Source organism: Streptomyces sp. SCUT-3 (assembly GCF_014083985.1).
GTDB lineage: Bacteria > Actinomycetota > Actinomycetes > Streptomycetales > Streptomycetaceae > Streptomyces_H > Streptomyces_H thermolineatus.
Map to the genome: position 1 here is coordinate 4388029 of NZ_CP046907.1, position 23170 is coordinate 4411198.

At 73.5% G+C, this 23170-nt stretch carries 19 protein-coding genes and 1 pseudogene; 8 read left to right on the forward strand and 12 right to left on the reverse strand.

Annotated features, from left to right (window positions below):
• Positions 1 to 23 precede the first annotated feature (23 nt).
• The 5 genes from GQS52_RS19395 to GQS52_RS19415 all read right to left on the reverse strand — a co-directional run bounded on the left by GQS52_RS19395 (position 24) and on the right by GQS52_RS19415 (position 7224).
• On the reverse strand, positions 24 to 476 hold the full coding sequence (locus GQS52_RS19395; RefSeq protein ID WP_182314628.1) for a DUF779 domain-containing protein: 453 nt from the start codon (positions 474 to 476) through the stop codon (positions 24 to 26).
• On the reverse strand, positions 476 to 1993 hold the full coding sequence (gene adh / locus GQS52_RS19400; protein ID WP_182314629.1) for an aldehyde dehydrogenase: 1518 nt from the start codon (positions 1991 to 1993) through the stop codon (positions 476 to 478). Before adh ends, GQS52_RS19395 begins: the two co-directional genes overlap by 1 nt.
• Positions 1994 to 2173: 180 nt before the next feature.
• Positions 2174 to 3490 carry a helix-turn-helix domain-containing protein gene (locus GQS52_RS19405; RefSeq protein WP_182314630.1) on the reverse strand — a complete coding sequence of 439 codons (1317 nt, stop codon included), beginning with the start codon at positions 3488 to 3490 and terminating at the stop codon, positions 2174 to 2176.
• Positions 3491 to 3684: 194 nt separating this feature from the next.
• A complete protein-coding gene (locus tag GQS52_RS28255) occupies positions 3685 to 6354 on the reverse strand; it encodes a CHAT domain-containing protein (RefSeq protein ID WP_182314631.1) in 2670 nt (889 codons plus the stop codon).
• A gap of 78 nt (positions 6355 to 6432) precedes the next feature.
• Positions 6433 to 7224, reverse strand: coding sequence for a hypothetical protein (locus tag GQS52_RS19415; protein ID WP_182314632.1), 792 nt, complete (start codon positions 7222 to 7224; stop codon positions 6433 to 6435).
• 177 nt (positions 7225 to 7401) lie between these two features.
• On the opposite strand from GQS52_RS19415, the gene GQS52_RS19420 reads away from it, so the two are divergent.
• Both GQS52_RS19420 and GQS52_RS19425 read left to right on the forward strand, forming a co-directional pair.
• Positions 7402 to 7752, forward strand: coding sequence for a CU044_2847 family protein (locus GQS52_RS19420; RefSeq protein ID WP_182314633.1), 351 nt, complete (start codon positions 7402 to 7404; stop codon positions 7750 to 7752).
• A gap of 90 nt (positions 7753 to 7842) precedes the next feature.
• Positions 7843 to 8259: an OsmC family protein gene (locus GQS52_RS19425; protein ID WP_182314634.1), complete on the forward strand. Its 417-nt coding sequence runs from the start codon at positions 7843 to 7845 to the stop codon at positions 8257 to 8259.
• Positions 8260 to 8372: 113 nt separating this feature from the next.
• Here GQS52_RS19425 and GQS52_RS19430 read toward each other — a convergent pair whose 3' ends face one another.
• Entirely contained in the window at positions 8373 to 8855 is a 483-nt protein-coding gene (locus GQS52_RS19430) for a MarR family transcriptional regulator (RefSeq protein ID WP_182314635.1), read from the reverse strand.
• A gap of 110 nt (positions 8856 to 8965) precedes the next feature.
• Here GQS52_RS19430 and GQS52_RS19435 point away from each other — a divergent pair, with 110 nt between their 5' ends.
• The 4 genes from GQS52_RS19435 (at position 8966) to GQS52_RS19450 (ending at position 12015) form a co-directional block, all read left to right on the forward strand.
• Positions 8966 to 9985, forward strand: a complete 1020-nt coding sequence (locus tag GQS52_RS19435) for an NADP-dependent oxidoreductase (RefSeq protein WP_182314636.1) — start codon at positions 8966 to 8968, stop codon at positions 9983 to 9985.
• Positions 9986 to 10541: 556 nt separating this feature from the next.
• Positions 10542 to 11036: a DUF3145 domain-containing protein gene (locus tag GQS52_RS19440; RefSeq protein ID WP_182314637.1), complete on the forward strand. Its 495-nt coding sequence runs from the start codon at positions 10542 to 10544 to the stop codon at positions 11034 to 11036.
• A gap of 199 nt (positions 11037 to 11235) precedes the next feature.
• Positions 11236 to 11604, forward strand: a complete 369-nt coding sequence (locus GQS52_RS19445; protein WP_182314638.1) for a nuclear transport factor 2 family protein — start codon at positions 11236 to 11238, stop codon at positions 11602 to 11604.
• Between the two features lie 63 nt (positions 11605 to 11667).
• Positions 11668 to 12015: a DUF1330 domain-containing protein gene (locus GQS52_RS19450; protein ID WP_182314639.1), complete on the forward strand. Its 348-nt coding sequence runs from the start codon at positions 11668 to 11670 to the stop codon at positions 12013 to 12015.
• 205 nt (positions 12016 to 12220) lie between these two features.
• On the opposite strand, the gene GQS52_RS19455 is transcribed toward GQS52_RS19450, so the two are convergent.
• Positions 12221 to 14986: a LuxR family transcriptional regulator gene (locus tag GQS52_RS19455; protein ID WP_182314640.1), complete on the reverse strand. Its 2766-nt coding sequence runs from the start codon at positions 14984 to 14986 to the stop codon at positions 12221 to 12223.
• A gap of 53 nt (positions 14987 to 15039) precedes the next feature.
• Between GQS52_RS19455 and GQS52_RS19460 the strand changes: the two genes are divergently transcribed.
• Entirely contained in the window at positions 15040 to 15924 is an 885-nt protein-coding gene (locus GQS52_RS19460) for an NAD(P)-dependent oxidoreductase (protein WP_182314641.1), read from the forward strand.
• A gap of 94 nt (positions 15925 to 16018) precedes the next feature.
• The gene (locus GQS52_RS19465; protein WP_182314642.1) at positions 16019 to 17548 is read left to right on the forward strand and encodes a PQQ-binding-like beta-propeller repeat protein; all 1530 of its coding nucleotides are present in this window, start codon (positions 16019 to 16021) and stop codon (positions 17546 to 17548) included.
• A 71-nt stretch (positions 17549 to 17619) separates the two neighbouring features.
• Here GQS52_RS19465 and GQS52_RS19470 read toward each other — a convergent pair whose 3' ends face one another.
• The 5 genes and pseudogenes from GQS52_RS19470 to GQS52_RS19490 all read right to left on the reverse strand — a co-directional run.
• Positions 17620 to 18966, reverse strand: a complete 1347-nt coding sequence (locus GQS52_RS19470; protein ID WP_330166918.1) for a carboxyl transferase domain-containing protein — start codon at positions 18964 to 18966, stop codon at positions 17620 to 17622.
• Between the two features lie 138 nt (positions 18967 to 19104).
• Positions 19105 to 20367: a beta-ketoacyl-ACP synthase II gene (gene fabF / locus GQS52_RS19475; RefSeq protein WP_182314644.1), complete on the reverse strand. Its 1263-nt coding sequence runs from the start codon at positions 20365 to 20367 to the stop codon at positions 19105 to 19107.
• Between the two features lie 131 nt (positions 20368 to 20498).
• Positions 20499 to 20747, reverse strand: coding sequence for an acyl carrier protein (locus GQS52_RS19480; RefSeq protein ID WP_182314645.1), 249 nt, complete (start codon positions 20745 to 20747; stop codon positions 20499 to 20501).
• Between the two features lie 68 nt (positions 20748 to 20815).
• A complete protein-coding gene (locus tag GQS52_RS19485) occupies positions 20816 to 21829 on the reverse strand; it encodes a ketoacyl-ACP synthase III (protein WP_182314646.1) in 1014 nt (337 codons plus the stop codon).
• A 335-nt stretch (positions 21830 to 22164) separates the two neighbouring features.
• Positions 22165 to 23085: pseudogene (locus GQS52_RS19490) on the reverse strand (ACP S-malonyltransferase); the annotation flags it as partial.
• Positions 23086 to 23170: the final 85 nt, after the last annotated feature.

Below are 23170 nucleotides of genomic sequence, written 5' to 3' on the forward strand. Positions count from 1 at the left end.
CGGGGACAGCCGGGGACGGCCGGTCAGGCGTCCGGGTCCGCTCCCGTGGGGAGCGGCGGGCCGTCCTCCAGCGCCTGCGCCTCCTCGTCGGTCAGCAGCCGGGAGCGGAGCAGGAACCGCACGCCCTCGGGCGCCTCCAGGGAGAACCCGCCGCCCCGGCCCGGGACGACGTCCACGGTCAGGTGGGTGTGCTTCCAGTACGCGTACTGGTCGGCGCTCATCCAGAACGGCGTGCCGCCCGCCACCCGGCCGAGCAGCACGTCCGACGCCCCCACCCTGAACTCGCCGCGCGGGTAGCACATGGGCGAGCTGCCGTCGCAGCACCCGCCGGACTGATGGAACATCAGCGGCCCGTGCCGGTCCGCCAGGCGGCGCAGCAGGTCCTCCGCGGCCGGCGTCAGCCCCACGCGGCCGGGCGCCGCGTCCCGGCCGGTCGCGTCCCCCTCGGTCCCGTCCCGGCCGGTCGCGCCGTCCATCAGAAGAACCCGAGCTTCTTGGCCGAGTAGCTCACCAGCAGGTTCTTGGTCTGCTGGTAGTGCTCGAGCATCATCTTGTGGTTCTCCCGGCCGATGCCGGACTTCTTGTAGCCGCCGAAGGCGGCGTGCGCGGGGTAGGCGTGGTAGCAGTTGGTCCACACGCGGCCGGCCTTGATCCCGCGGCCGAGGCGGTAGGCGGTGTTGCCGTCGCGGGTCCACACGCCCGCGCCGAGGCCGTACAGGGTGTCGTTGGCGAGCTCCAGCGCCTCGTCGACCGAGTCGAAGGTGGTGACCGAGACCACCGGGCCGAAGATCTCCTCCTGGAAGATCCGCATGTCGTTGGTGCCGCGGAAGATCGTCGGCTCGACGTAGTAGCCGTTCTCCAGCCCCTCGACGGTGCGCGGGCCGCCGCCGGTGAGGATCTCCGCGCCCTCGCGCTTGCCGATGTCGATGTAGGACAGGATCTTCTCGTACTGGTCGTTGCTGGCCTGGGCGCCGACCATGGTGGCCGGGTCCAGCGGGTTGCCGCTGACGATCGCCCGGGTGCGCTCGACGCAGCGGGCGATGAACTCGTCGTAGATCGAGGAGTGGATCAGCGCGCGTGAGGGGCAGGTGCACACCTCGCCCTGGTTGAGGGCGAACATCACCATGCCCTCGACGGCCTTGTCGAGGAAGTCGTCGTCGGCGGCCGTCACGTCCGGCATGAAGATGTTGGGGCTCTTGCCGCCCAGTTCCAGGGTCACCGGGACGATGTTCTCGCTGGCGTACTGCATGATCAGCCGGCCGGTGGTGGTTTCGCCGGTGAAGGCGACCTTGGCCACCCTCGGGCTGGAGGCCAGGGGCTTGCCGGCCTCCACGCCGAAGCCGTTGACCACGTTGAGCACGCCGGGCGGCAGCAGGTCGGCGATCAGGTCGACCAGTACCAGCAGGCTGGCCGGGGTCTGCTCGGCCGGCTTGATCACCACGCAGTTGCCGGCCGCCAGGGCGGGGGCCAGCTTCCACGTGGCCATCAGGACGGGGAAGTTCCACGGGATGATCTGGGCGACCACGCCCAGCGGCTCGTGGAAGTGGTACGCGACGGTGTCGGCGTCGATCTCCGCGATGCTGCCCTCCTGGGCCCGCAGCGCGCCGGCGAAGTAGCGGAAGTGGTCCACGGCCAGCGGCAGGTCGGCGGCCAGCGTCTCGCGGACCGGCTTGCCGTTCTCCCAGGTCTCGGCGACCGCGAGCTTCTCCAGGTTCTCCTCGATGCGGTCCGCGATCCGGTTGAGGAGGTTCGCCCGCTCCGTGGCGGAGGTGCGGCCCCACTTGTCCGCGGCCGCGTGCGCGGCGTCCAGGGCGCGGTCGACGTCGGCCGCCGTCGAGCGGGCGACCTGGCAGAACACCCGGCCGTCGACGGGGGAGGGGTTGTCGAAGTACTGCCCCTCGGCGGGAGCGGCCCACTCGCCGCCGATGAAGTTGTCGTACCGCTTGGCGAAGCTGACGATGCTGCCTTCGGTTCCCGGCTGCGCGTACACCATGGTGCGGCTCCTCGGTGAGGGTACGGGTGCGGTGCGCCGCGGCGGCCCCGCCGCCGCGACACACCGCACTGTGGCTCCCGGAGGTTGGCGAAAGGTTGGCGCACCGCCCGGCGCGCCCCGTGGTTCACCCGTGCGACGCGGTTCGTCCCCGTGCGGCGGTGCACCGCGGCCCGTCGCGTTTCAGTCGTGCGACGCGGTGCTCAGCCGGCCCGCGGCCACCGCGCGGCGCGCGTCGTGCGGGCCCAGCAGCCGCAGCGCGTGCTCGTGGACCTCCGCGTCGTGCGGGACGCGCTCCCCGTAGCACAGGGCGAGTTCCGCGCTGGTGCCGGACAGCACGGCCTCCCGCACGCCGACCTCCAGCCGCTCGCGCCACTCGGCGATCCCCGGCGCCTCCGACTGCGGCAGCAGGGGGCCGCGGTGGAGCCGCACCGCGGTCGCGGCGTCGCCCCGCTCCAGCGCCCGCAGCACCTCGACGGCGTCGCAGGACACCGGCACCGTCAACGCGTACCTGCGCGGTGCGATGCCGCCGCCGAGGGCGCGCCGCAGGTGCGAGACCTCCGCCTTGAACGTGGAGGCGGTGACCGGACGGTCCCCGTACAGGGCCTCGCGGAGCCGTTCGGGCCAGAACCCGTCCGGCTCCAGGGCGAGCAGCGCCAGGATCTCCCGCTGGCGCGGCCGCAGCCGCAACGGCTCCCCGCCGTGCAGCACCTCCTCGTGGCCCAGGCAGGACAGCCGCAGCGGGGAGGCGGCCGGGACCGCGGGGGAGGCGCCGGGGCCCGCCCCCGGCGGGCCGCCGTGACCGCCGTGACCGCCGTGACCGGTGCGGCCGGTGCGGCCGCCGGCCTCCTGCCGTTCGGCGCGCAGCCGGGCCTCGATCGTGGAGACCGCGGTCCGCACGGCCCCCATGGCCAGCGGGTGCGAGCGGTCCCACGTGGTCGACAGGTCCAGCACGCCCAGGATCCGGCCCTCCGGGCTGCGGATCGGGGCGCAGTAGCAGACCCAGCCGTGCAGCGCCGCCACCAGGTGCTCGGCGGAGAACACCGAGCAGGGGCGTCCGGTGAGCAGGGCCAGGGAGAGGGCGTTGGTGCCCATGGCCCGCTCGTCCCAGCGCCCGCCCGGCGCGAAGTTGACCCGCTCGGCGCGCCGCCGCATCACGCGCCCCCCGCAGGTCCACAGGATGGTGCCGGTCTCGTCGGTGACCGCGGCGACGAAACCCGCGTCGTCCGCGATGCTGCGCAGCTCGTCGGCCAGTTCGTGGACCGGGCGGCGCAGGGGGGAGCCGGACCAGCGGGAGTCCACCCGGCCGTCGTCGGCCACCGGCGCGCTGTCTCGCGCCGGGTCCACGGTGCCCAGGGACCGCAGCCAGGACCGGGTGACCTCGTCGCGCAGCGGCGGGCCGCCGCCGGACGCGCGGGCCGCGGGCAGCCCGGGCACCCAGCGCGCCCATTCGCGTTCCAGGTCCGTCCTTCGCCGCCGGAGTGCGTTCCGCTCTGACATTGGCTTCCCGAGGCCGTTCCGAACATCTCCGCCCTTGCCGCCCCGCCCCCGCCGCCCGGCGCGGCCACCCGGTCGAACGCCTGGTCGGAGCGGGTGGAACGGCACGGGCGACGTCGGCGAGTCTAGCGTTGTGTGCCGCAGGTCACACCAGTGCCGCAGGCGGTTCCCGCGGGAGCGGAGCCGGCGGCGGTCGTTCAGCCGGGCAGGGAAGTGCTCCGCACCTCCTTGCCCTCCCCCGCGCTGGCGATGTGGCGGCCGTCGGGATAGAAGACGACTGCGTTGACCGCCCGGGGATGGAGGACCTGGGACCTCTGCGCTCCGTCCCGGCAGTCCCAGATCCGCACCGCCCGGTCCTCGCCGCCCGTGGCGACCAGGGTTCCGTCCGGAGCGAACGCCACACTCCTGATTCCCCGCGCGTGGCGCACCGAGAAGCGCTGCGCCCAGGCTTCCGTGTCCCAGACCTGGGCCGTCCTGTCCTCGCTGCAGGAGGCGAGGGAACGGCCGTCGGGCGAGAAGGCGACGCCGAGGACGAAGTGCTTGTGGCGGATCTCCAGCCGGGGCTCCCAGGCGGCCGTGTCCCACACGCGCGCCGTCCGGTCCTCGCTCCCGCTGAGGAGGAGGGCGCCGTCCGGGCTGAACGCCAGCCCCTTCACCGCGAGCCTGTGCTTCACCCGCGCGACCGGCTCGCCCGTCTCCGTGTCCCACAGTTGCACGGTGCCGTCCGCACAGCCGGTCGCCAGGTGCCGGCTGTCGGGACTGAACGCCACCGCGTTGACGAAGTGCCCGTGCGGGAACCGGAAGACGGGCTCGTCGGCGTCCATGGCCCACACGCGGGCCTGGTTGTCCGTACTGCCGGCGGCCAGGTGGCGGCTGTCGGGACTGAACGCCACCGCGCCGACGGAGCAGCTCCACCCCTTCGAGCTCTTCTCCCACACCTTCCGGCCGGTCGCCGCGTTCCACACCCGCAGCCACCTGCGCGACCCGGTGGCGAGCAGTCCGCCGCCCGGGTGAACGTCCAGGGCGAGGACCCACTGGTCCACGCCGATCGTCGGCAGCGGACAGGGGCCCTCTCCGGCCGCCGGGGCGGAGGCGGCGGTGGGGGCGCCGGGCCGCGGGGGCGCGCCGACCGACGGGCGCGGGCCCCCGGCCGGCCAGGACGTGCCCGCCGGCCGGGGCGCGCCGACTCCCCAGGAGCCTGCGGAAGGCCGTTCCCGTCCGCACCGGGCGATCCGCTCGCGCGCTCGTGCCGCCGAGCCGTCGGGGTCGGTCCACGAGGGGTCGAGCGCGCGGATCCGATCGGCGGTGCGCACGGCGGCCTCGTCGTCCCCGGCGTCGGCCTGCCGCCGCAGCAGGTCCTGCAGGCGGCGGGCCTCCGCCCGGTCCTCCGCCCGCCTCAGCCGTGCGTGCGCCTCGGCGTGGCCGGGATCGGTGCCGAGCACGGCCCGGTAGTGCTCCTGCGCGGTGTCGAGGTCCCCCGCCTCCTCGGCCCGGACGCCCTGCGCGTAGTCACTCTGCAGCCGGACGTGCTCGAGCATGTTCCGGACGTCGGCGTCCCCCGGCAGCCGCCGGGCCGCGGCGGTCAGCTGCAGCACCGCCGCCTCCCAGTCCCGGTCGTGCTGTGCCTGCCAGAACGCGGCGGAGGCCTCCTCCCGTACCTGCCGCGCCGTCTTCTCCGGCTCTCCGCCGGGGGTTCCCTGCTCCCCGGCGGGAACCTTTGTCGCCGCCTCCGCCTCCGCCTTCGGTGTCTCCTCCGGCTCCTCGGGGGGTGTGGAGCCTCGCAGGTCGAACAGCCGGGCGTCCCCGCTCCTCTGGTACAGGATCGGGGTGAAGCACTCCAGGCTGTCGTCCTTGTACACGCGCAGCGCGACCCGGCCCGCGCGGACCGCCTCGTCGACGGACCGGTTGGCCGCCAGCGCCTGGTAGAAGGCGTAGGAGAACAGGACGGCCGCGTGGTCGGTCACGGCGAACTGCATGGCGACCACCGCCGGCACCGTGTGCTCCAGCACCGCTGCCGCGCTGGAGAACAGGTCCTCGGAGCTGCCCGTGCCGGTCTCGCAGCTGTTGAGCACGACCAGACGCGGACGGGGGCGGGCCAGGCTGATCAGGGCGCCCAGCGCCTCGGCGTGCAGCGGGTCCTCGCGGCCCCGCTCGTCGGCGAAGATGATCATTCCCTCGCGCCGCTGCTCGTCGAACTTCCCGTGGCCGACGAAGTGCAGCACGTGGCAGCCGGACAGCAGCGCCGCCGTGAGGTCCTGTTTCGTCTGGCCCTGCACCCAGGTCAGCCGCACCAGCCCCTCCTCGACGAGCGGGGTGAGCGCGGCCTGCAGGCTCTCCTTCTCCTTCTCGGCGTCCAGCGTCCCCAAGGAGCCGGGCAGGGCGACCATGCCCAGGATGTGCAGCGGCGGGGCGACCCGCAGCGGGGCGACGGGCTCCAGCACCTCCACGTGGCGCACCAGCGGCTGGCTCAGGCTCAGGTAGCCGCCCATTTTGGAGTTGTGCAGCAGCTCCCAGGGCAGGGCCGCCAGTTCCGGTGAGCGGATGCGGAAGACCAGCCGCAGGACCTCGTCCTGCTCCTCGGCCTTCTGCCGGCTGGACAGGTACAGCCCCGGGATCGAGTTGCGGAACACCGCGTCGAAGAGCTTCTTCCCCACCTCCCGGGCCGGCCGCTCCAGCTCGGTCTGGGCCGCGCGGGAACGGACTGCCGACCCCAGTACCGAGGCCTGCAGCATCGGCATGCTCTGCAGGATCTCGTCGGCGTCCAGTTCGGTGGACGTGCTGTCCTCACCGGCGGGGGAGGAGACATCGACCCGGTACCGGTCCGGCCCCCCGCTGATCTCCACGACGAAGTCGCTGGTGTGCGCCATGGGTTGTCCCGCCCTTCGGGTGGGGTGGTCACGGGACGGCGGCTGTCGCGCGCCCCGGACCCCGCGGCAGCCGCTGTGTCACGATCCGGGCGCTGCCGCCGTGGCTGCGGAGGAGGAGTTGTCCAGGACGGGACCGGACTTCTCCATGTCCATTGCCCAGTTGATGAACGCCTCGAGGTCGACGTCCAAATGCTCTTCCTCGGCCATTGCCACGATGCTCAGGAATTCTTCGGTCCAGAGGACAATGGGTTTATTGTCCACGACGGCGCAGATGATGAACCCGTGCTGGCCGTTTTCCGTCTCGTAATTACTGTAACCCCCGTTTTCGAAATCCTCCCTGGTCTTGCAGTTGGACTTCGGAAGTTCGCTCACGTCGGTCACCCCGAGGAGGTCGGTGACGTAGGAGTTCATGGACGGACTGTCGGGAAAAGAGATGTAATCGACGTACTCCGGGGCGTCCGGGCTCCTGTCGCACTCGGCGCCTTCGACCGCTCCTCGAGGAAGGTCGCTCATCGGCCGGCAGTCGTCCACGAAGTTCTGGGGGATGTGCTGTCCGATCTCACCCAGGCTGTTCGTGGGTGAACTCGGAGGAGGAGAGGATGTCGGCGCCTGCGTCGGCGTCGAGGCGGTGGGGGAGGGCGTGGGGGTGGACCCGGTCACCGGACCGTCCCCGCCCTCTTCCTCGGTGACCGCGAACAGTACGACGCTCGTCAGCACCAGGACGGTTCCGGCGCCCGCGGCGAAGAGCCGGGGGATTCGTTGCATCCTCGGTACGGAGAATTCCCGGATCGAGACTCCGCCGCCGATGAACGCCAGGACCAGGAGTAAGGCGCCGATGGCGAACAGGAGGATTTTCAGTGCGGTGGGCATGATCGTGGATCCCTTCGATCGATCCGGAATCGGCCCATGCTGTGTCGCGGCGGGTCGGCGGCCTTCGTCGGTCCGTCGGACCGGTGTCGAACGGCGGTGCCGGGTGGTGGTGCCGTGGCACCGTTGCGCGCCGATGAGGTCTGTATACCCTTCGGTAAACAGGGCATACACGCACATATGAGGACGGTTGAGTTCCCGTTGGAGGACGGCGGCGCCGTGCTGGTGCGGCTTCAGGAGGAGCCCTGGCCCGACTCGGTGGTGACGCGGGGGGTGTCCGGGGCGGCCGCGGTCGAGCAGGCCGAGCGCACCTTCGAGTCGGCCATGGACACGGTGCGCGATGTGGCCCGCAGTGTCGCCGCCCGGGTCCGGGGCTTCCCCGGTGGCCCGGACGAGCTCGTCGTCGAGTTCGGGGTGGAGATGAGCGCGAAGGCCGGCGCGGTGGTCACCGCGGTGGGCGCCTCGGCGCAGTTGAAGGTCAGCCTGAAGTGGCAGGCACCCCCGAAGCAGCAGGCGCCGCAGCAGTTGTAGGGCCGGTGCGGCGGCCGTTCCGTGTGCGGGCCGGTCCCCGTACGGAGTAATCGGGGAATGGCGCGGGGGACCGGGGAAAGGGAGCGGAGCATGAGCACTGGCGAGCGCACGCTGTACACCACGACCGCGGTCTCCCTGCGTGATCCGGACCGGGTGCGGGTCGGCGAGGAGGGGCACAGGGAGCTGTTCGTGGTCGGGCCCGACGCTTCCGAGACCCTCTTCGACGAGCCGGCCTGGAACCCCGAGCAGATGTACGCGGCGGCCGTGGCCTCCTGTCTCCACCAGGCGCTCGCCCTGGTCGCGAGCGAGGTCGGGGTCGACACGCACGGCAGCCGGGTGAAGGCCGTGGTCTCCCTGGAGCACACCGGTCCGCTGCGGTACTCCTTCTCCACCACCGTCTCGGTCGACCTGCCGGGAGTGGAGCCGCGCCGGCGGGACGAGGTGATCGCCGAGGCGCTGCGGTCCTGTCCGATGGGACAGGGGATGGAGGTCAAGGCCACCCCCTGAGCCGCGCCCCGCGGGGCGGGCCCCGCGCGGCAGGCCGCCGGACGGGGTGCCGCAGGCCGTCCTTTTTCCGAGGGGGCCCGCGCGGTCGCTCCCTCGTGGCCGGTCCTTCGCGGTCAGTCCTTCACGTCCCCGTCCCGGCCGCCCTCGCTCTCGTCCCCGTCCGCGTTCTCCGCGTTCTCGCCCAGCATGCGGCGCAGCAGGTCGCGCAGGGTGGCGCGCTCCTGCTCGGTCAGCCGGGCCAGCGGTTCGCGGGCGAAGTCCAGGGAGGCGCGCAGCCGCTCCTCGGTCCTCCTGCCCTCCTCGGTGACCGCGGCGAGCTTGACCCGCCGGTCGGAGGGGTCCGGGCGGCGCTCCACCAGGTCGCGGGCCTCCAGCCGGTCGACTATTCCGGTGATGTTGGAGGGCTCGCACTTGAGCCGTACCGCGACCTTGCGCATGGGCATGGGCCGGTGGGACAGGAGGGACAGCACGCGGGCCTGGGCGCCGGTGAGGTTGTGGGCGCAGGCCGCCTCCTCGTACTCCTCGTGGTAGCGGGTGACGACCGAGGCGATCAGGTCGACGACCTCGAGGGTGAGGGGATCGGCGTGCTGTGACATGACTCAAGGGTACGCAGCCGTTTGACAACCTCGAACATCGAGCGCATGGTTACTTAAGAATGTGAAACATTGCCATGGTGAAACTGTGGCGCAAGGAGGCACCCGCACCCATGTCAGCACTTCCCCCCACCAGCCGCGAATGGCACCTGGTCGCACGCCCCCAGGGCTGGCCGACCCCCGACGACTTCGCCCTGCGCGAGGCGCCGGTCGCCGAACCGGGGCCCGGGCAGGTGCTGGTGCGCAACCTGTACGTGTCCGTGGACCCGTACATGCGCGGCAGGATGAACGACGTCAAGTCCTACGTGCCGCCGTTCCGGCTGGACCGGCCGATGGACGGGGCCGCGGTCGGCCGGGTCGTCGCCTCCGGGGACGACTCGTTCGCGGTCGGCGACCACGTGCTGCACCCCCTCGGCTGGCGCGAGCACGCGCTGGTGAAGGCCGAGCACGCCACCCGGGTCGACCCGGACCTGGCCCCGCTGAGCACCTACCTCGGCGTGCTCGGGATGCCCGGGCTGACCGCCTACGCCGGACTGCTGCGCGTTGCGGACTTCAAGGAGGGCGACGCGGTCTTCGTCTCCGGCGCGGCCGGGGCCGTCGGCAGCGAGGTCGGCCAGATCGCCAGGCTCAAGGGCGCCTCGCGCGTCGTCGGCAGCGCCGGGTCGGCCGAGAAGGTCAGGATCCTCACCGAGGAGTACGGCTTCGACGCCGCCTTCAACTACAAGGACGGCCCGGTCGCCGAGCAGTTGAGGAAGGCCGCCCCCGACGGCATCGACGTCTACTTCGACAACGTCGGCGGCGAGCACCTCGAGGCCGCGATCGACTCCCTGAACGTGCACGGCCGCGTCGCCGTGTGCGGCATGATCGCCCAGTACAACGCCACCGAGCCCACTCCGGCCCCGCGCAACCTCGCCCTGGTCATCGGCAAGCGGCTGCGCATCCAGGGCCTGCTGGTCGGCGACCACTACGACCTGCAGCAGCAGTTCGTCGAGGAGGTCTCGGCCTGGATCCGCTCCGGCAAGCTGAAGTACGACGAGACGGTCGTCGAGGGCATCGAGAACAACGTGGAGGCGTTCCTGGGCATGCTCCGCGGCGAGAACACCGGCAAGATGGTCGTCTCCCTGCCCGAGTGACCCCCTCCTCCCCGGCGTCCGGCGCGGTCGTACGGCTGAATGCGGACGCCGGGGTCACGCTTTCGTGTGAACCGGGCAACCGTGCCGCAGAGGTGGGCCGGGGCCCGCGCGGGGGCCCCGGAGGCGGGCCGACGGCCCTGCGCGCCCCCGTGGCCGCCGTTCCCGTCGGCCCCGCCTGCGGCGGGTGCCACCGGGGGAGTACGGGGTCGCGCGTTCGTTCCCAGCCGACGAGCGGGTGATATCCGGGCCGGCCCGACGGTACGTCACTCTCCCGGTACCGGCGCGCGGTAGCGTTTTCCCGAGCCGGACGGGCGCGGGTGTGCTTCGTTCGGCTCCGGCGGACCGAAGGGTGTGCGGTTGTACACAGGACGGTGACACGGCGTCACTTTCCGTCCCTTTAATGGTGTTTGTTCCCGATAGTGTTTACTGAATGTCACCTGGGGAACTGGTACGACAACGACATCTGGGGCAGGATGACAGTCGTCGTGCGGACCGAAGGGCACCGGACGCGAGGCCGCTGGGGAAGGCGAACCTCGTCCACAGCCTGGAGGTCCCGGTGACGACACGTGGAGTTCTGTATGTGCACTCCGCACCGCGCGCGCTGTGCCCGCACGTCGAGTGGGCCGTCGCGGGCGTACTCGGTGTGCGCGTGAGCCTCGACTGGACCCGCCAGCCGGCCTCCCCCGGCACCTGGCGGGCCGAGCTCTCCTGGCAGGGGGAGCCCGGTACGGCATCGAAGCTGGCCTCCTCACTGCGGGGCTGGCACCTGCTGCGCTTCGAGGTGACCGCGGAGCCGGTCACCGGCACGGAGGGCGAGCGGTACAGCAGCACTCCCGGGCTCGGCATCTTCCACGCGGTCACCGGCGTGCACGGCGACATCCTCGTCCCCGAGGACCGGCTGCGCGCCGCGCTGCAGCGCGCGCACCACGGCGAGACCGACCTCGAGGCGGAGGTCGCCCGCCTGCTCGGCAAGCCCTGGGACGACGAGCTGGAGCCCTTCCGCCACGCCGGCGAGGGCGCCCCGGTGCGCTGGCTGCACCAGGTCGTCTGAGCCGCCCAGCCCGCCCCCGGGGGCGCACCGTCGTCCTCACCGTCCCCACCGTCCTGACGCACGGCCGGGTCCGCACGGACACGGCGGGCCGGCCGGGTACCGAAGGAACGGGCGGAAGTACTTAAGCACGTCGGATTCCCCGTCGGTCCCGTCCCCCTAGCGTGGTGGCCACACGAGAGCACAGTCACCGGGGAGAGACATGAGCGACACGAACGAGCTGGTCCAGCGCTACATCGCCGCGTGGAACGAGACCGACGCCGCCGTGCGGCGGGCCGTTCTGGCGGAGGTCTTCGCCGAGGACGCGGTGTACGTCGACCCGTTGGTCTCCGTCCGGGGCAGGGACGGGCTCGACGCCGCCATCGCGGCGGTCCAGGGGCAGTTCGGCGGGCTGGTCTTCAGCCTCGGCGGCGCCGTCGACGCCCACCACGACGTCGCGCGGTTCACCTGGCACCTGGGGCCCGAGGGCGCCGAGCCGGTCGTCGTCGGCTTCGACGTCGCGGTGATCGGTGAGGACGGGCGGATCAGCCAGGTGCTCGGCTTCCTCGACAAGGTGCCGGCCGGAATCTGAACGCCCCGGGGCGGACCGCCCGGCCGGTCCGCCCCGATCGTCCGCGGAACACAGGGAGGAACCATGACCGCCTATGTCATAGCCCGCCTGCGGGAGGCGGCTCCGCACCCGGAGATCGCCGAGTACATCGAGCGGATCTCCGGCACCTTCGAGCCCCACGGCGGGCGCTTCCTCGTGCACGCCGCGCAGCACGAGGTGAAGGAGGGCAGCTGGCCCGGGCACGTCGTGATGATCGGCTTCCCCGGGACCGCCGAGGCGCGGGCCTGGTGGGACTCGCCCGCGTACCGGGAGATCGCACCGCTGCGCTCGCGGCACATCGAGGGCGACATCATCCTGGTCGAGGGCGTCCCCGAGGGCTACGACCCGAGGTCCACCGCGAAGGCGATGCGGGAGGCGTCGCCCGCCGGGTGACCCCCGGGGGGCGGGCCGTCGTGCACGGGCGACCGCGCGGCCGGAGCGGACGAGGAACACCCGGCGGCGGGCCACGGGCTCTTCACCGGGCCGCAGGTACCGGCCCGGTGCCGGACTCCCGGGGGGCAGGCCGGTCCGTCGGGCCGGTCCGTCAGGCGGGGACGTCGTGGTTGAGGCCGAAGACGCGTGCACCGGTTTCCGTGTCTCACAACCCCAGCCGGTCGGCGGAATCCCTGAGCTCGCTCCGGGAGGCGACGCCGAGCTTCGGATAGGCCTTGTAGAGGTGGTGGCCGACCGTCCGGTGGCTGAGGAAGAGCTGCGCGGCGATGTCGCGGTTGGACAGGCCCTGCGCGGCGAGCCGGGCGATCTGCAGTTCCTGCGGGGTCAGGCCGACGGCCCCGCCCCCGGCGGGTCCGGGGCCCCCGCCCCGGGCTCCGGTCGCGGCGAGCTCGTTGCGGGCGCGTTCGGCCCACGGCCGCATGCCGAGCCGGTCGAAGACCTCCAGCGCGTCGTTCAGCGACCCGCGCGCCTCGGCCTTCCGCCGGGCCCTGCGCAGCCACTCGCCGTGGAGCAGTGCCGTCCTGGCGTACTCCACCGCGCGGCCGTCCCGGTCGTGCAGTTCGAGGGCCGCCGTGTAGAACGCCTCGGCCCGGTCGCCGTCCGCGAGGAGCCCGCGGCAGCGCAGCACGAGCGCGTCGGCCCACGGCTGCCGGACCGCCCCGGCCCACCGCTCGAAGCGGGCCAGAGGCTCGGCGGCGCGTTCCGGCGCCCCCACCCGTACGGCCGACTCCACCAGGTCGGGAGTGGAACGGACGGCGCAGATGTGATGACGCATCGGCTCGCGGGTCAGGCGCTCGAAACGGGTGAGCGCCGCCTCGGCGCGGCCGAGGCCCAGGTCCAGCAGGCCGAGCGACCAGTGCGCCCACGGCGCGCCGGGGGAGACGGTCCCGGCGGTGGCCCCTGCCAGCCCCTCCTCGGCGTTGCGCCGGCAGGCCTCCTCCTCCCCCCTGGCCGCGTCGAGGTGGGCGAGCACGCTGCCGAACTGGCTGATCCACTGCTGCTGGCCGGTGGCGCGGGCGAGTCCCAGGGCCTCGGTCGCCGTGGCGAGCGCGTCCAGGTGCCGTCCGGTGAACACCTCTCCCTCGGCCACGAAGAACAGCACCGTCGGCAACCGCCCGGCGCCGCCCCGGGCGCGGTGCTCGGCGGCGAGCGCGGTCGCCAGCCCGTGGGCGTCGGCGTCCTGGCCCAGGGCGAGCGCCGCCCCGCAGAGGATCGTCAGCACCTGCTCCGGGATCCGGCCCCGCCGCCGCACCTCCGCGAGGGTGTCGCCCAGCGGCGGCGGCCGCTCGGAACGGCCCCGGTCGAGGTGGCCGAGGCGGCTGAGGCGGCCGAGGTGGGCCAGGTAGGGCCCCACCGGCGCGAGCGGGTCCGCAGCGTCCAGCGGCAGCGCGGCCAGCCGGTCCAGGGTGGCCGCGAGCTGCCGCTCCCCCAGGTACCACGCGGTGTGAACGGCCTGGATCAGCAGGAGGGCGGCCCGGCCCGGGTCGGTGTCGCGGACGAGCCCGGCCCCGTCGACCAGCAACCGGTGGGCGGGGGAGTAGGAGCCCTGCCAGAAGTCCGCGAGCGCCCGCACCTGGGCGACCCGCGCGTTCACCGCCGGGTCCTCGCCCGGCCGCCGGGCCGCGCGGCCCCCCAGGACCCGGGCACGCTCCAGGTCGCCCGCCTCCAGCGCCGCCTCCGCCGCCAGGGCCTCGCGGCGGGCCCCGGCGGCGGGCTCGGCGCTCAGGCGGGCGGCCCGTTCGTACGCCGCTGCGGCCGCCTCGTGGCCGCTGCGTTCCCGGGCGCGGGCGGCGGTGCGTTCCAGCGCGGCGGCGGCCTCCTCGTCGGCTCCGGTGGCGGCGGCCGCCAGGTGCCAGGCCCGGCGGTCGGCGTGCCCCGGCGAGTCGAGGGCGGCGGCGAGCGCGCGGTGGACGGCGAGGCGCTGCCCGAGCGGCGCGCGCTGGTGGACGGCGGCGCGGACCAGAGGATGACGGAACCGGATCGTGGTGCCGTCGGCGTCGCCGCGGACCACCAGGCCCGCCCGCTCGGCGGGGGACAGGTCCTCGACGGCCGCCCCCAGCGCGGCGGCGGCACGCAGGATCACGGCGAGCTCGCCGGTCTCGTCGGCCGCCGCCACCAGCAGCAGGCTCTGGCAGGCCTCCGGCAACCGGCTGACCTGGCCGTGGAAGGCCAACTGGAGACGGCTGGTGAGGGGGAGCGCCCCTGGCGGGGACACGCCGCCGCCCTCGGCGGCCAGGGCGACCGGCAGCTCCAGCAGGGCCAGCGGGTTGCCGCCGGCCTCGGCGAGCAGGCGGCGGCGCACGGCGGGCGCGAGCGGATGCCGGTCGATCAGGGCCGCGGCCGCCTCCGGTCCCAGCCCGGGCAGGCGCAACTCCGGAAGACCGGGGGAAGGGAAGGAACCCTCGCCGTCCCGGGCGGCGAAGAGCATGACCACGCCCTCGGCGTGCAGGCGCCGGGCGGCGAACAGCAACGCGTCCCGCGACGCCCGGTCGAGCCACTGCGCGTCGTCGACGAGGCACAGCAGCCCCGCCCCCTCCGCGTGCTCCGCCAGCAGGGAGAGCACCGCCAGCCCTACCAGCATCGGCTCGGGGCCGGCCGCGGGCCCGAGCCCGAACGCCGCCTCGAGGGCCTCGCGCTGCGGGCCGGGCAGAGCGGCAAGGGCCCCGAGCGCGGGGCGCAGCAACAACTGCAGCCCCGCGAACGGCAGCTCCGCCTCGAACTCGGCCCCCGCGCCGCGGACCAGCCGCATGCCCCCGGCCGCCGCGGCGGCGTGGTCGAGCAACGCCGTCTTGCCGATACCCGGCTCGCCGCGCAGCACCAGCGACGAGCTGGTGCCCGCCCGGGCGCCCGCCAGCAGCTCGGCGATCGCGTCCTCTTCGGGCTTCCTCCCGTGCAGTTCCCCCGCGCACATGGCCCCATCCTGACATCCGCCGGGATCCCCGCCGGTCTTCTAGGGTGGGAACCATGGCTTCCGAACCTCTGCGCACGGCAGTCCTCGGCACCGGCATCATGGGCGCCGCGATGGCCCGCAACCTGTGCCGGGCCGCCGGGACCCGCGTCCGCGTCTGGAACCGCACCCGGGGCAGGGCCGAACCGCTGGCCGGTGACGGCGCCCTGGTCGCGGTGGACCCGGCCGAGGCCGTGGAGGGCGCCGACGTGGTGCTCACCGTCCTCCACGACGGCCCCGCCCTCCTGGACGTCGTGCGACAGGCCGCCCCCGCGCTCCGCCCCGGCACCGTGTGGCTGCAGGCGACCACCGCAGGGCTGGAGGTGCTCCCGGAGATCGCCGAATTCGCCCGCGAGCACCGCCTGCTCCTCGTCGACGCCCCCGTCCTGGGCACCCGGCAGCCTGCCGAGCTGGGCAGGCTGACCGTTCTCGCGGCGGGACCGCAGGAGGCGCGCGAACGGTCGCAGAAGGTCTTCGACGTGATCGGCGAACGCACCCTGTGGCTCGGCGAGGACGCCGCCGGCGGCGCGGCCACCCGGCTCAAACTCGTCTGCAACAGCTGGGTGCTGGCCCTCAACAACGCCACCGGCGAGACACTGGCCCTGGCGGAGGGGCTCGGGGTCGACCCGCAGGCATTCCTGGACGCGGTGGCAGGAGGCCCGCTGGACAACGGCTACCTGCGCACCAAGGCGGCGGCGATCCTCTCCGGCGCACTGGAGCCGCCGAGCTTCGCCGTCGCCACCGCCGCCAAGGACGCCCGGCTGATCGTCGAGGCCGCACGCGGCTGCGACATCCGGCTGGACCTGGCCGAGGCCGGGGCCGAGCGCCTGCGCCGCACCGAGCGGCAGGGCCGCGGGGGCCAGGACATGGCGGCCGCCTACTACGCCGGTTTCGAGTCCTGACCGCCCCCGGCAATCACCGTCTCCCCGCAGCCGCCGGACGGCATACTGTGCCCGGCACACACGTGCCCGTCTGCCGTGTTCCTTGGGGGGAATCGTGCGAGGAAGGAACTTCGCCTCCGCTGCGCTGACCGTGGCGGGCGGGGCGGTGGTCGGACTGGCCGTCATGTACCACCTGCTCGGCTGGACCGTACTGGTCATCGAGAGCGGGGGCGGTTGCGGAGGGCGCTACTCGCCCTGCCCGCGGGGGATCGGGACCGCCATCCTCCTCGCCTTCGCCTTCACCGTCGCGGGAGCCCTCCTGCTGCAGAAGGCGCGGGAGGCGACCGAGCGGCTGCTGAGGGGGCACCGGTTCACCGCTGTCGTCCTGGCCGGTGCCGTACTGGCGGTCTGGCCCGGGTGGCTGGGGTACCAGTGGTTGCGCGGCCCGCACGCGGAGCTCGTGTGGCAGGCTGCGGCCGACCGTCCGTCGTCGGTGCGCGGTGTCGGGAACTGGGGGGTGGACGGCGCGGTGGTGCGGGGGCGCACCGACGGTCTGACCTCCTACGCGGTCGGGGACGGTGCGGAGCGCTGGAACCTTCCGGCCCCGGCGCGGGAGTCGGTGTGCAGGATGAGCCGGGGTACCGCGGACGGCACGGGCCTGGTGGGTTCCGGCCGTCACGGCAAGCCGTGCGCGACGGTGACCGCCGTGGACCTGGAGACTGGCCGGGCCCTGTGGACCGAGCGGGCCGGGAAGGGCGATCCGCACCGGAACTACGACGCCGCCGCGGGGCTGGCCGTGGCCGGCGGCCTCGCCGTGGTCGCCGAGACCGGGGCCGGGACGGAAGCGGTCACCGCCCTCTCGCTCGAGGACGGTTCCCGCGCCTGGAGCCGGAAGGCGGGCAGGGGCTGCTCGGTCTCCGGAGTCCATGCCTCCGACAGCCGGGTTCTGGTCGTCAGCAGCTGCTTCGACGGCCACGACTACGCCACCGACCAGGACGACGAGAGGACGGCGGACGCCGCCGCCCTCGACCCGCGCACCGGCAAGCAGCAGTGGAGGGCCGTGCTGCCGGTGGAGAGCACGCTGGAGAACCTCTCCCTCCTCTCCGCCGACCCCGCCGTCCTCCTCGTGGACGAGGAGGACGAGCGCGGCACCGCCGCGGTGCTCGCCCTCGACGACTCCGGCCGCACGACGGCCACGATCCCCTTGGCCGGCCGCACCGAAAGCCTTTCCGCCCTTCCCGAGTGGACCACCGGCTTTCCGGCCAGGCCCGTCCTCCGGGCCGTGGTGCACGACGGCCTGTTCGCCACGGCCGTGACCGCGCCGGGCGACGACGAACCGTACGGGGTCGCCGCCTACCTCCTGGCGGACGGGCGCCGGGTCTGGGGCACGGAGTTCGAGGAGCCGGTCAGGTCCCTGGCCGTCCGGGGGGACGAGCTGGCCCTGGTCACTGGTCATGAATACGGGGACCGCTCCTTGCTGCACATCCTGGAGGGGAGGACCGGCATCCGGCGGGACGAGGGCGTGGTCCTGCGCGGCGCGAAGCTCGAGGGTGGTGCCGAGCACCTGCCGGCCGGCAAGGGGATGCACGTCTTCGTCAACTCCGACGGCACCGGCGACCACAGGCCGGCGCTCGCCCTGCGCTGACACGCGGCGAGGGGCCCGCAGGACCGGTACGTGGTCCTGCGGGCCCCTCGCCGCGTTCGCGGGTGCGGTGACTACAGCGGGATGTTGCCGTGCGCGCCGCGACGGGCGGGCGCCTCGACGATGGCCCGGGCGATCGCCGAGCGGCTGACGTCGGGCTCGACGACCTCGTCCACCACGCCCAGCTCCATGGCCTTCGTCAGCCCGCCGGCCACGATCTCGTGCTCCGCGGCGAGCTCCAGCTCGACCTGCGCCTTCAGCTCGTCCGGCACCTCGGCCAGCTTGCGGCGGTGCAGGATGCGCACGGCGGCGACCGCGCCCATGACTGCGACGGTGGCCGACGGCCAGGCGAACACCTTGGTGGCGCCCAGCGAGCGGGCGTTCATCGCGATGTACGCGCCGCCGTAGGACTTGCGGGTCACCAGGGTGACGCGCGGCACCACGCACTCTCCGAAGGCGTGCAGCAGTTTCGCGCCGCGGCGCACCACGCCGTCCCACTCCTGCCCGACGCCCGGCAGGTACCCGGGCACGTCGACCAGGACGACCAGCGGGACGCCGAACGCGTCGCACATCCGCACGAAGCGCGCGGCCTTCTCCGCCGAGGCGGAGTCCAGGCAGCCGCCCAGCCGCAGCGGGTTGTTGGCGACCACGCCGACGGTGCGGCCGCCCATGCGGCCGAGCGTGGTGGTGATGTTCGGCGCCCACTTGGGGTGCAGTTCCAGGCCGGGGGAGTCCAGCACCCGGTCCACCAGCGGGTGGACGTCGTAGGCGCGCTTGACCGACTCCGGCAGCAGCTCGCCCAGCGGCCGGTCCTCCACCGCGTCCACGTCCAGCTCGCCCTGGGCGCCGAGCAGGGACGCCAGCTCCCGGCCCCGCTGCAGGGCGTCGGCCTCGGAGTCGGCCAGCACGTGGACCACTCCGGAGCGGCGGCCGTGCGGCTCGGGGCCGCCCAGGCGCGCCATGTCGACGTTCTCGCCCGTCACCGAGCGCACCACGTCCGGGCCGGTGACGAAGATGCGGCCCTCGGGGGCCAGGACCACCACGTCGGTCAGCGCCGGCCCGTAGGCCGCGCCGCCCGCGGCCGCGCCCAGCACCACGGAGATCTGGGGGATCTTCCCCGACGCCTGGATCATCGCGTGGAAGATCCGGCCGACGGCGTGCAGCGAGCCCACACCCTCCTGGAGGCGGGCGCCCCCGGAGTGGTAGATGCCGATGATCGGCGCGCCCTCGGCGACCGCGCGCTCGTAGGCGCGCACCACCACGTCGCAGCCGTCGACGCCCATGGCGCCGCCCTGCACGGTCGGGTCGGAGGCGAAGACGACGGTCTTCGTGCCGTCGACGGTGCCGATCGCGGCGAGCATCCCCGAGGTGTCGTACTCGGAGATCTCCTGGTAGCTGCCCGGGTCGAGCAGCGCCTGCATGCGCAGCCGCGGGTTGCGCGGGTCCTCGTCGCGGGCCGGCCTGGCCGGCTTGGCGGCTCCGGCGGGTGCGGCCGCGGGGGCGGCGGGTTCGGTGACGGTCATGGGACGGGATGGCCCTCTCTGCGGTGGAGGTCCGGGTCAGGACCGGCGGAAGGCCAGGACGACGTTGTGGCCGCCGAAGCCGAAGGAGTTGTTGAGGGCGGAGATGGTGCCCCCGGGGAGGGCGCGGGCCTCGCCGCGCACGACGTCCGCGTCGACCTCGGGGTCGAGGTTGTCGATGTTGATCGTCGGCGGGGCCAGGCGGTGGTGCAGGGCCAGCACCGTGGCCACGGTCTCGACGCCGCCGGCACCGCCGAGCAGGTGGCCGGTCATCGACTTGGTGCCGGAGATCGCCATGTGGTCGACGTCGTCGCCGAAGACCTTGCGCAGCGCCTTGATCTCGGCCACGTCGCCCTGCGGGGTGGAGGTGGCGTGCGCGTTGATGTGCACGATCTCGGACGGCTTCAGGTCGGTGGCGTCGAGCAGGTTCTGCAGGGCGGCGGAGACGCCCCGCCCCGACGGCTCGGGCTGGGTGATGTGGTGGCTGTCGGCCGAGATGCCCTGGCCGAGGACCTCGCAGTACACCCGTGCGCCGCGGGCCGCCGCGTGCTCGGCGGACTCCAGCACGACCACGCCCGCGCCCTCGCCCATCACGAAGCCGTTGCGGTCGGTGTCGTAGGGGCGGGAGGCGCCCTGCGGGTCGTCGTTGTTCTTGGACATCGCCATCATGTTGGCGAAGGCGGCGATCGGCAGCGGGTGGATGGCCGCCTCGGTGCCGCCGGCGACGACGACGTCGGCGCGGCCGGTGCGGATCATCTCGACGGCGTAGCCGACGGCCTCGGAGCCGGAGGCGCAGGCGCTGACCGGGGTGTGCACCCCGGCCCGGGCGCCGACCTCCATGCCGACGTTGGCGGCGGGGCTGTTGGGCATCAGCATCGGGACGGTGTGCGGGGAGACCCGGCGCACACCCTTCTCCTTGAGGACGTCGTAGGCGTCCAGCAGGGTGGTGACGCCGCCGATGCCGGAGGCGATGACCGCGCCCAGGCGGTCGGGGTCCACGACGCCGTTCTCCCCGGCGGGTCCTTCGAAGCCCGCGTCCGCCCACGCCTCGCGGGCCGCGATCAGCGCGAACTGCGCCGAGCGGTCCAGCTTGCGGGCCTGCGGGCGCGGGATGATCCCGGAGGGGTCCACGGCGATCTGTCCGGCGATGCGCACGGGCAGCTCGGCGGCCCACTCCTGCTCGAGGGCGGAGACACCGGACCGTCCTGCGGTCAGTCCCTCCCAGGTCGATGCGCTGTCGCCACCCAGAGGTGTGGTTGCGCCGATACCGGTGACGACCACGGTGCGGTTGGTCGCGTTCACTGGAATGTTGTCTCCACGTCTAGATGGTGTTCGGTCGTTTCGCCGCCCCCGGCCGGGGGCGTGCACCGCCCGGAAGGGAGGCACACGCCGCCCGGCCGGACGGCTACAGGCGCATCAGCCCGATGCGTACCTCAGACCTGGGCCTTGAGGATGTAATCGGCAGCGTCGCCCACGGTCTTGAGGTTCTTGACGTCGTCGTCCGGGATCTTCACGCCGAAGCGCTCCTCGGCGGCGACGACGACCTCGACCATGGACAGCGAGTCGACGTCCAGGTCGTCGGTGAAGGACTTGTCCAGCTGGACGTCCTCGACGGGGATGCCGGCGATCTCGTTGACGATCTCGGCGAGACCGGTGACGATCTCGTCCTGGGTGGCGGCCATGCGGCGCTCTCCTTCGGTGTTGTGTGGTGACGGCGGGCCACACGGGGGCGTGACCCGCGGGGGACTTGCTAGGGGAGGGTAACCACGGTCGCGGCGTAGACCAGACCCGCCCCGAAGCCGATGACGAGCGCGGTGTCGCCGCTCTTCGCCTGGCCGGTGGCCAGCAGCCGTTCCATCGCCAGGGGGATGGAGGCCGCCGAGGTGTTGCCGGTGGTCTCGATGTCGCGGGCGACCGCGACGTGCTCCGGCAGCTTCAGCGCCTTGATCATCGAGTCGATGATCCGCATGTTCGCCTGGTGGGGGATGAACACGTCCAGGTCGGCGGCGGTGATCCCGGCGGCGTCCAGCGCCTGCTGGGCCACCTTGGCCATCTCCCACACCGCCCAGCGGAAGACCGTCTGGCCCTCCTGGGTGATCGCGGGGAACCGGATCTCCTCCTCGGCGGACCGGTCGCGGTAGACGTCCCAGGGCAGCGTCTGCTTGATCACCCCGGCCTTGTCGCCCTCCGAGCCCCACACGGTGGGGCCCATCCCGGGCTCCGCGGACGGGCCGACGACGACCGCGCCGGCGCCGTCGCCGAACAGGAAGGCGGTCGCCCGGTCCTGCAGGTCCGTCAGGTCCGACAGCCGCTCGACACCGATGACCAGCACGTACTTCGCGCTGCCCTCGACGACCATGCCCTTGGCCAGGGTCAGCCCGTAGGTGAAGCCCGCGCAGCCCGCCGAGATGTCGAACGCGGCCGGCTTCCCCGCGCCGACCCGGTGCGCGATCTCGGTGGCGATCGCCGGGGTCTGCTTGAAGTGCGAGACCGTCGAGACGATCACGCCCTCGATCTCGTCCGGGGAGATGCCCGCGTCGGCGATCGCCTTGCCCGCCGCGATCACGGACATCTCCGCGACCGTCTCCTCCGGCCCGGCCCAGTGCCTGGTGGCGATGCCGGAACGCGAGCGGATCCAATCGTCGCTGGAGTCGATGTGCTCGAGGATCACCTCGTTCGGCACCACACGGGAGGGGCGGTAGCCGCCCACGCCGAGGATGCGCGCGTACGGGGCGCCCTTGCTGGGCTTGATCCTGGCAGTCATTGAGGTGTTCGGTCCCTTCGGGAGAGCGGCTCGCTGTCGGGCTCGGGCGGCCTGCGCCGCGCCGGTTGCTACAGGGACGCCTCGGGGTGCAGGCGCAGCAGGGGCTGGCCGGGCGAGACCGGGTCGCCGTCCTCGACGAGCCACTCGACGACGGTGCCGCCGTGCGCGGCGACGACCGTCTGGCGGTCCCGGTTGTTGGCCACCACGGCGATCTCGGCGCCCGGGACGAGCACGTCCCCCGGCTTCACGCCGCCGGTGCTGACCGTGCCCTTGAAGGGGGCCACCGCGAGCCGCCAGGTCGGCGAGTGCTCCAGCGGGTTGTCCTCGTGGTTGCCGTGCTCGGCGACCAGGGCGCGCGCCTTGTCCAGGTCGTCGGGGGTCTTCAGGGCGACGGTCTGCACGCCCGGCAGCGCCCGCTTGGCCAGGCCGGTCAGGGTGCCGGCCGGGGTCATCTCGATGATCCCGGTGACGCCGAGCTCCTTGAAGGTCTCCATGCACAGGTCCCAGCGGACCGGGTTGGACACCTGGGAGACCAGCCGCCGGACGATCTCCCGGCCGCTGTGCACGACCCGGCCGTCCTGGTTGGAGACGTAGCGGGTGCGCGGGTCCCGCACGGTCACGCCCGGCACCAGGGCCTCGAGCGTGGAGACCGCCGGGGCCATGTGGTGCGTGTGGAACGCGCCGGCCACCTTCAGCGGCATCACGCGGGCCTTCTCCGGCCGGTCCTCGGCCAGCGCGGCCAACTGCTCGACGGTGCCGGCCGCGACGATCTGGCCCGCGCCGTTCATGTTCGCGGGCGTCAGGCCGTGCTCCTCGAGCTTGGCCACCACCGCCTCCGGGTCGCCGCCGAGGACCGCGGACATGCCGGTCTCGGTGACGGCGGCGGCCTTCGCCATCGCCAGGCCCCGCTGGCGCACCAGCACCATCGCGGACTCGGCGCTCATCACGCCGGCGCCGGCCGCCGCGGTGATCTCGCCGACGCTGTGGCCGGCGGCGGCGCCCACCAGGCGCTGGCCGTCCGAGGGATGCGGGAAGAGCGACAGGGCCGACACCAGGCCGGCGGCCACCAGCAGCGGCTGGGCCACCGCGGTGTCGCGGATCTCATCCGCGTCGCCCTTGGTGCCGTAGTGGACCAGGTCGAGGCCGGCCACCGCGGACCACCAGTGGAGGCGGTCGGCGACGCCGGGCAGTTCGAGCCAAGGACTGAGGAAGCCGGGCGTCTGGGAGCCCTGGCCGGGAGCGACGAGTACGAGCACGGTCACAACTCTCCACGGCGCGGGTGATCCGTGCCCGTGGGGACAGGGACCAAGAACCACTCGGCGTTTTGTGGGTGTCCCACAA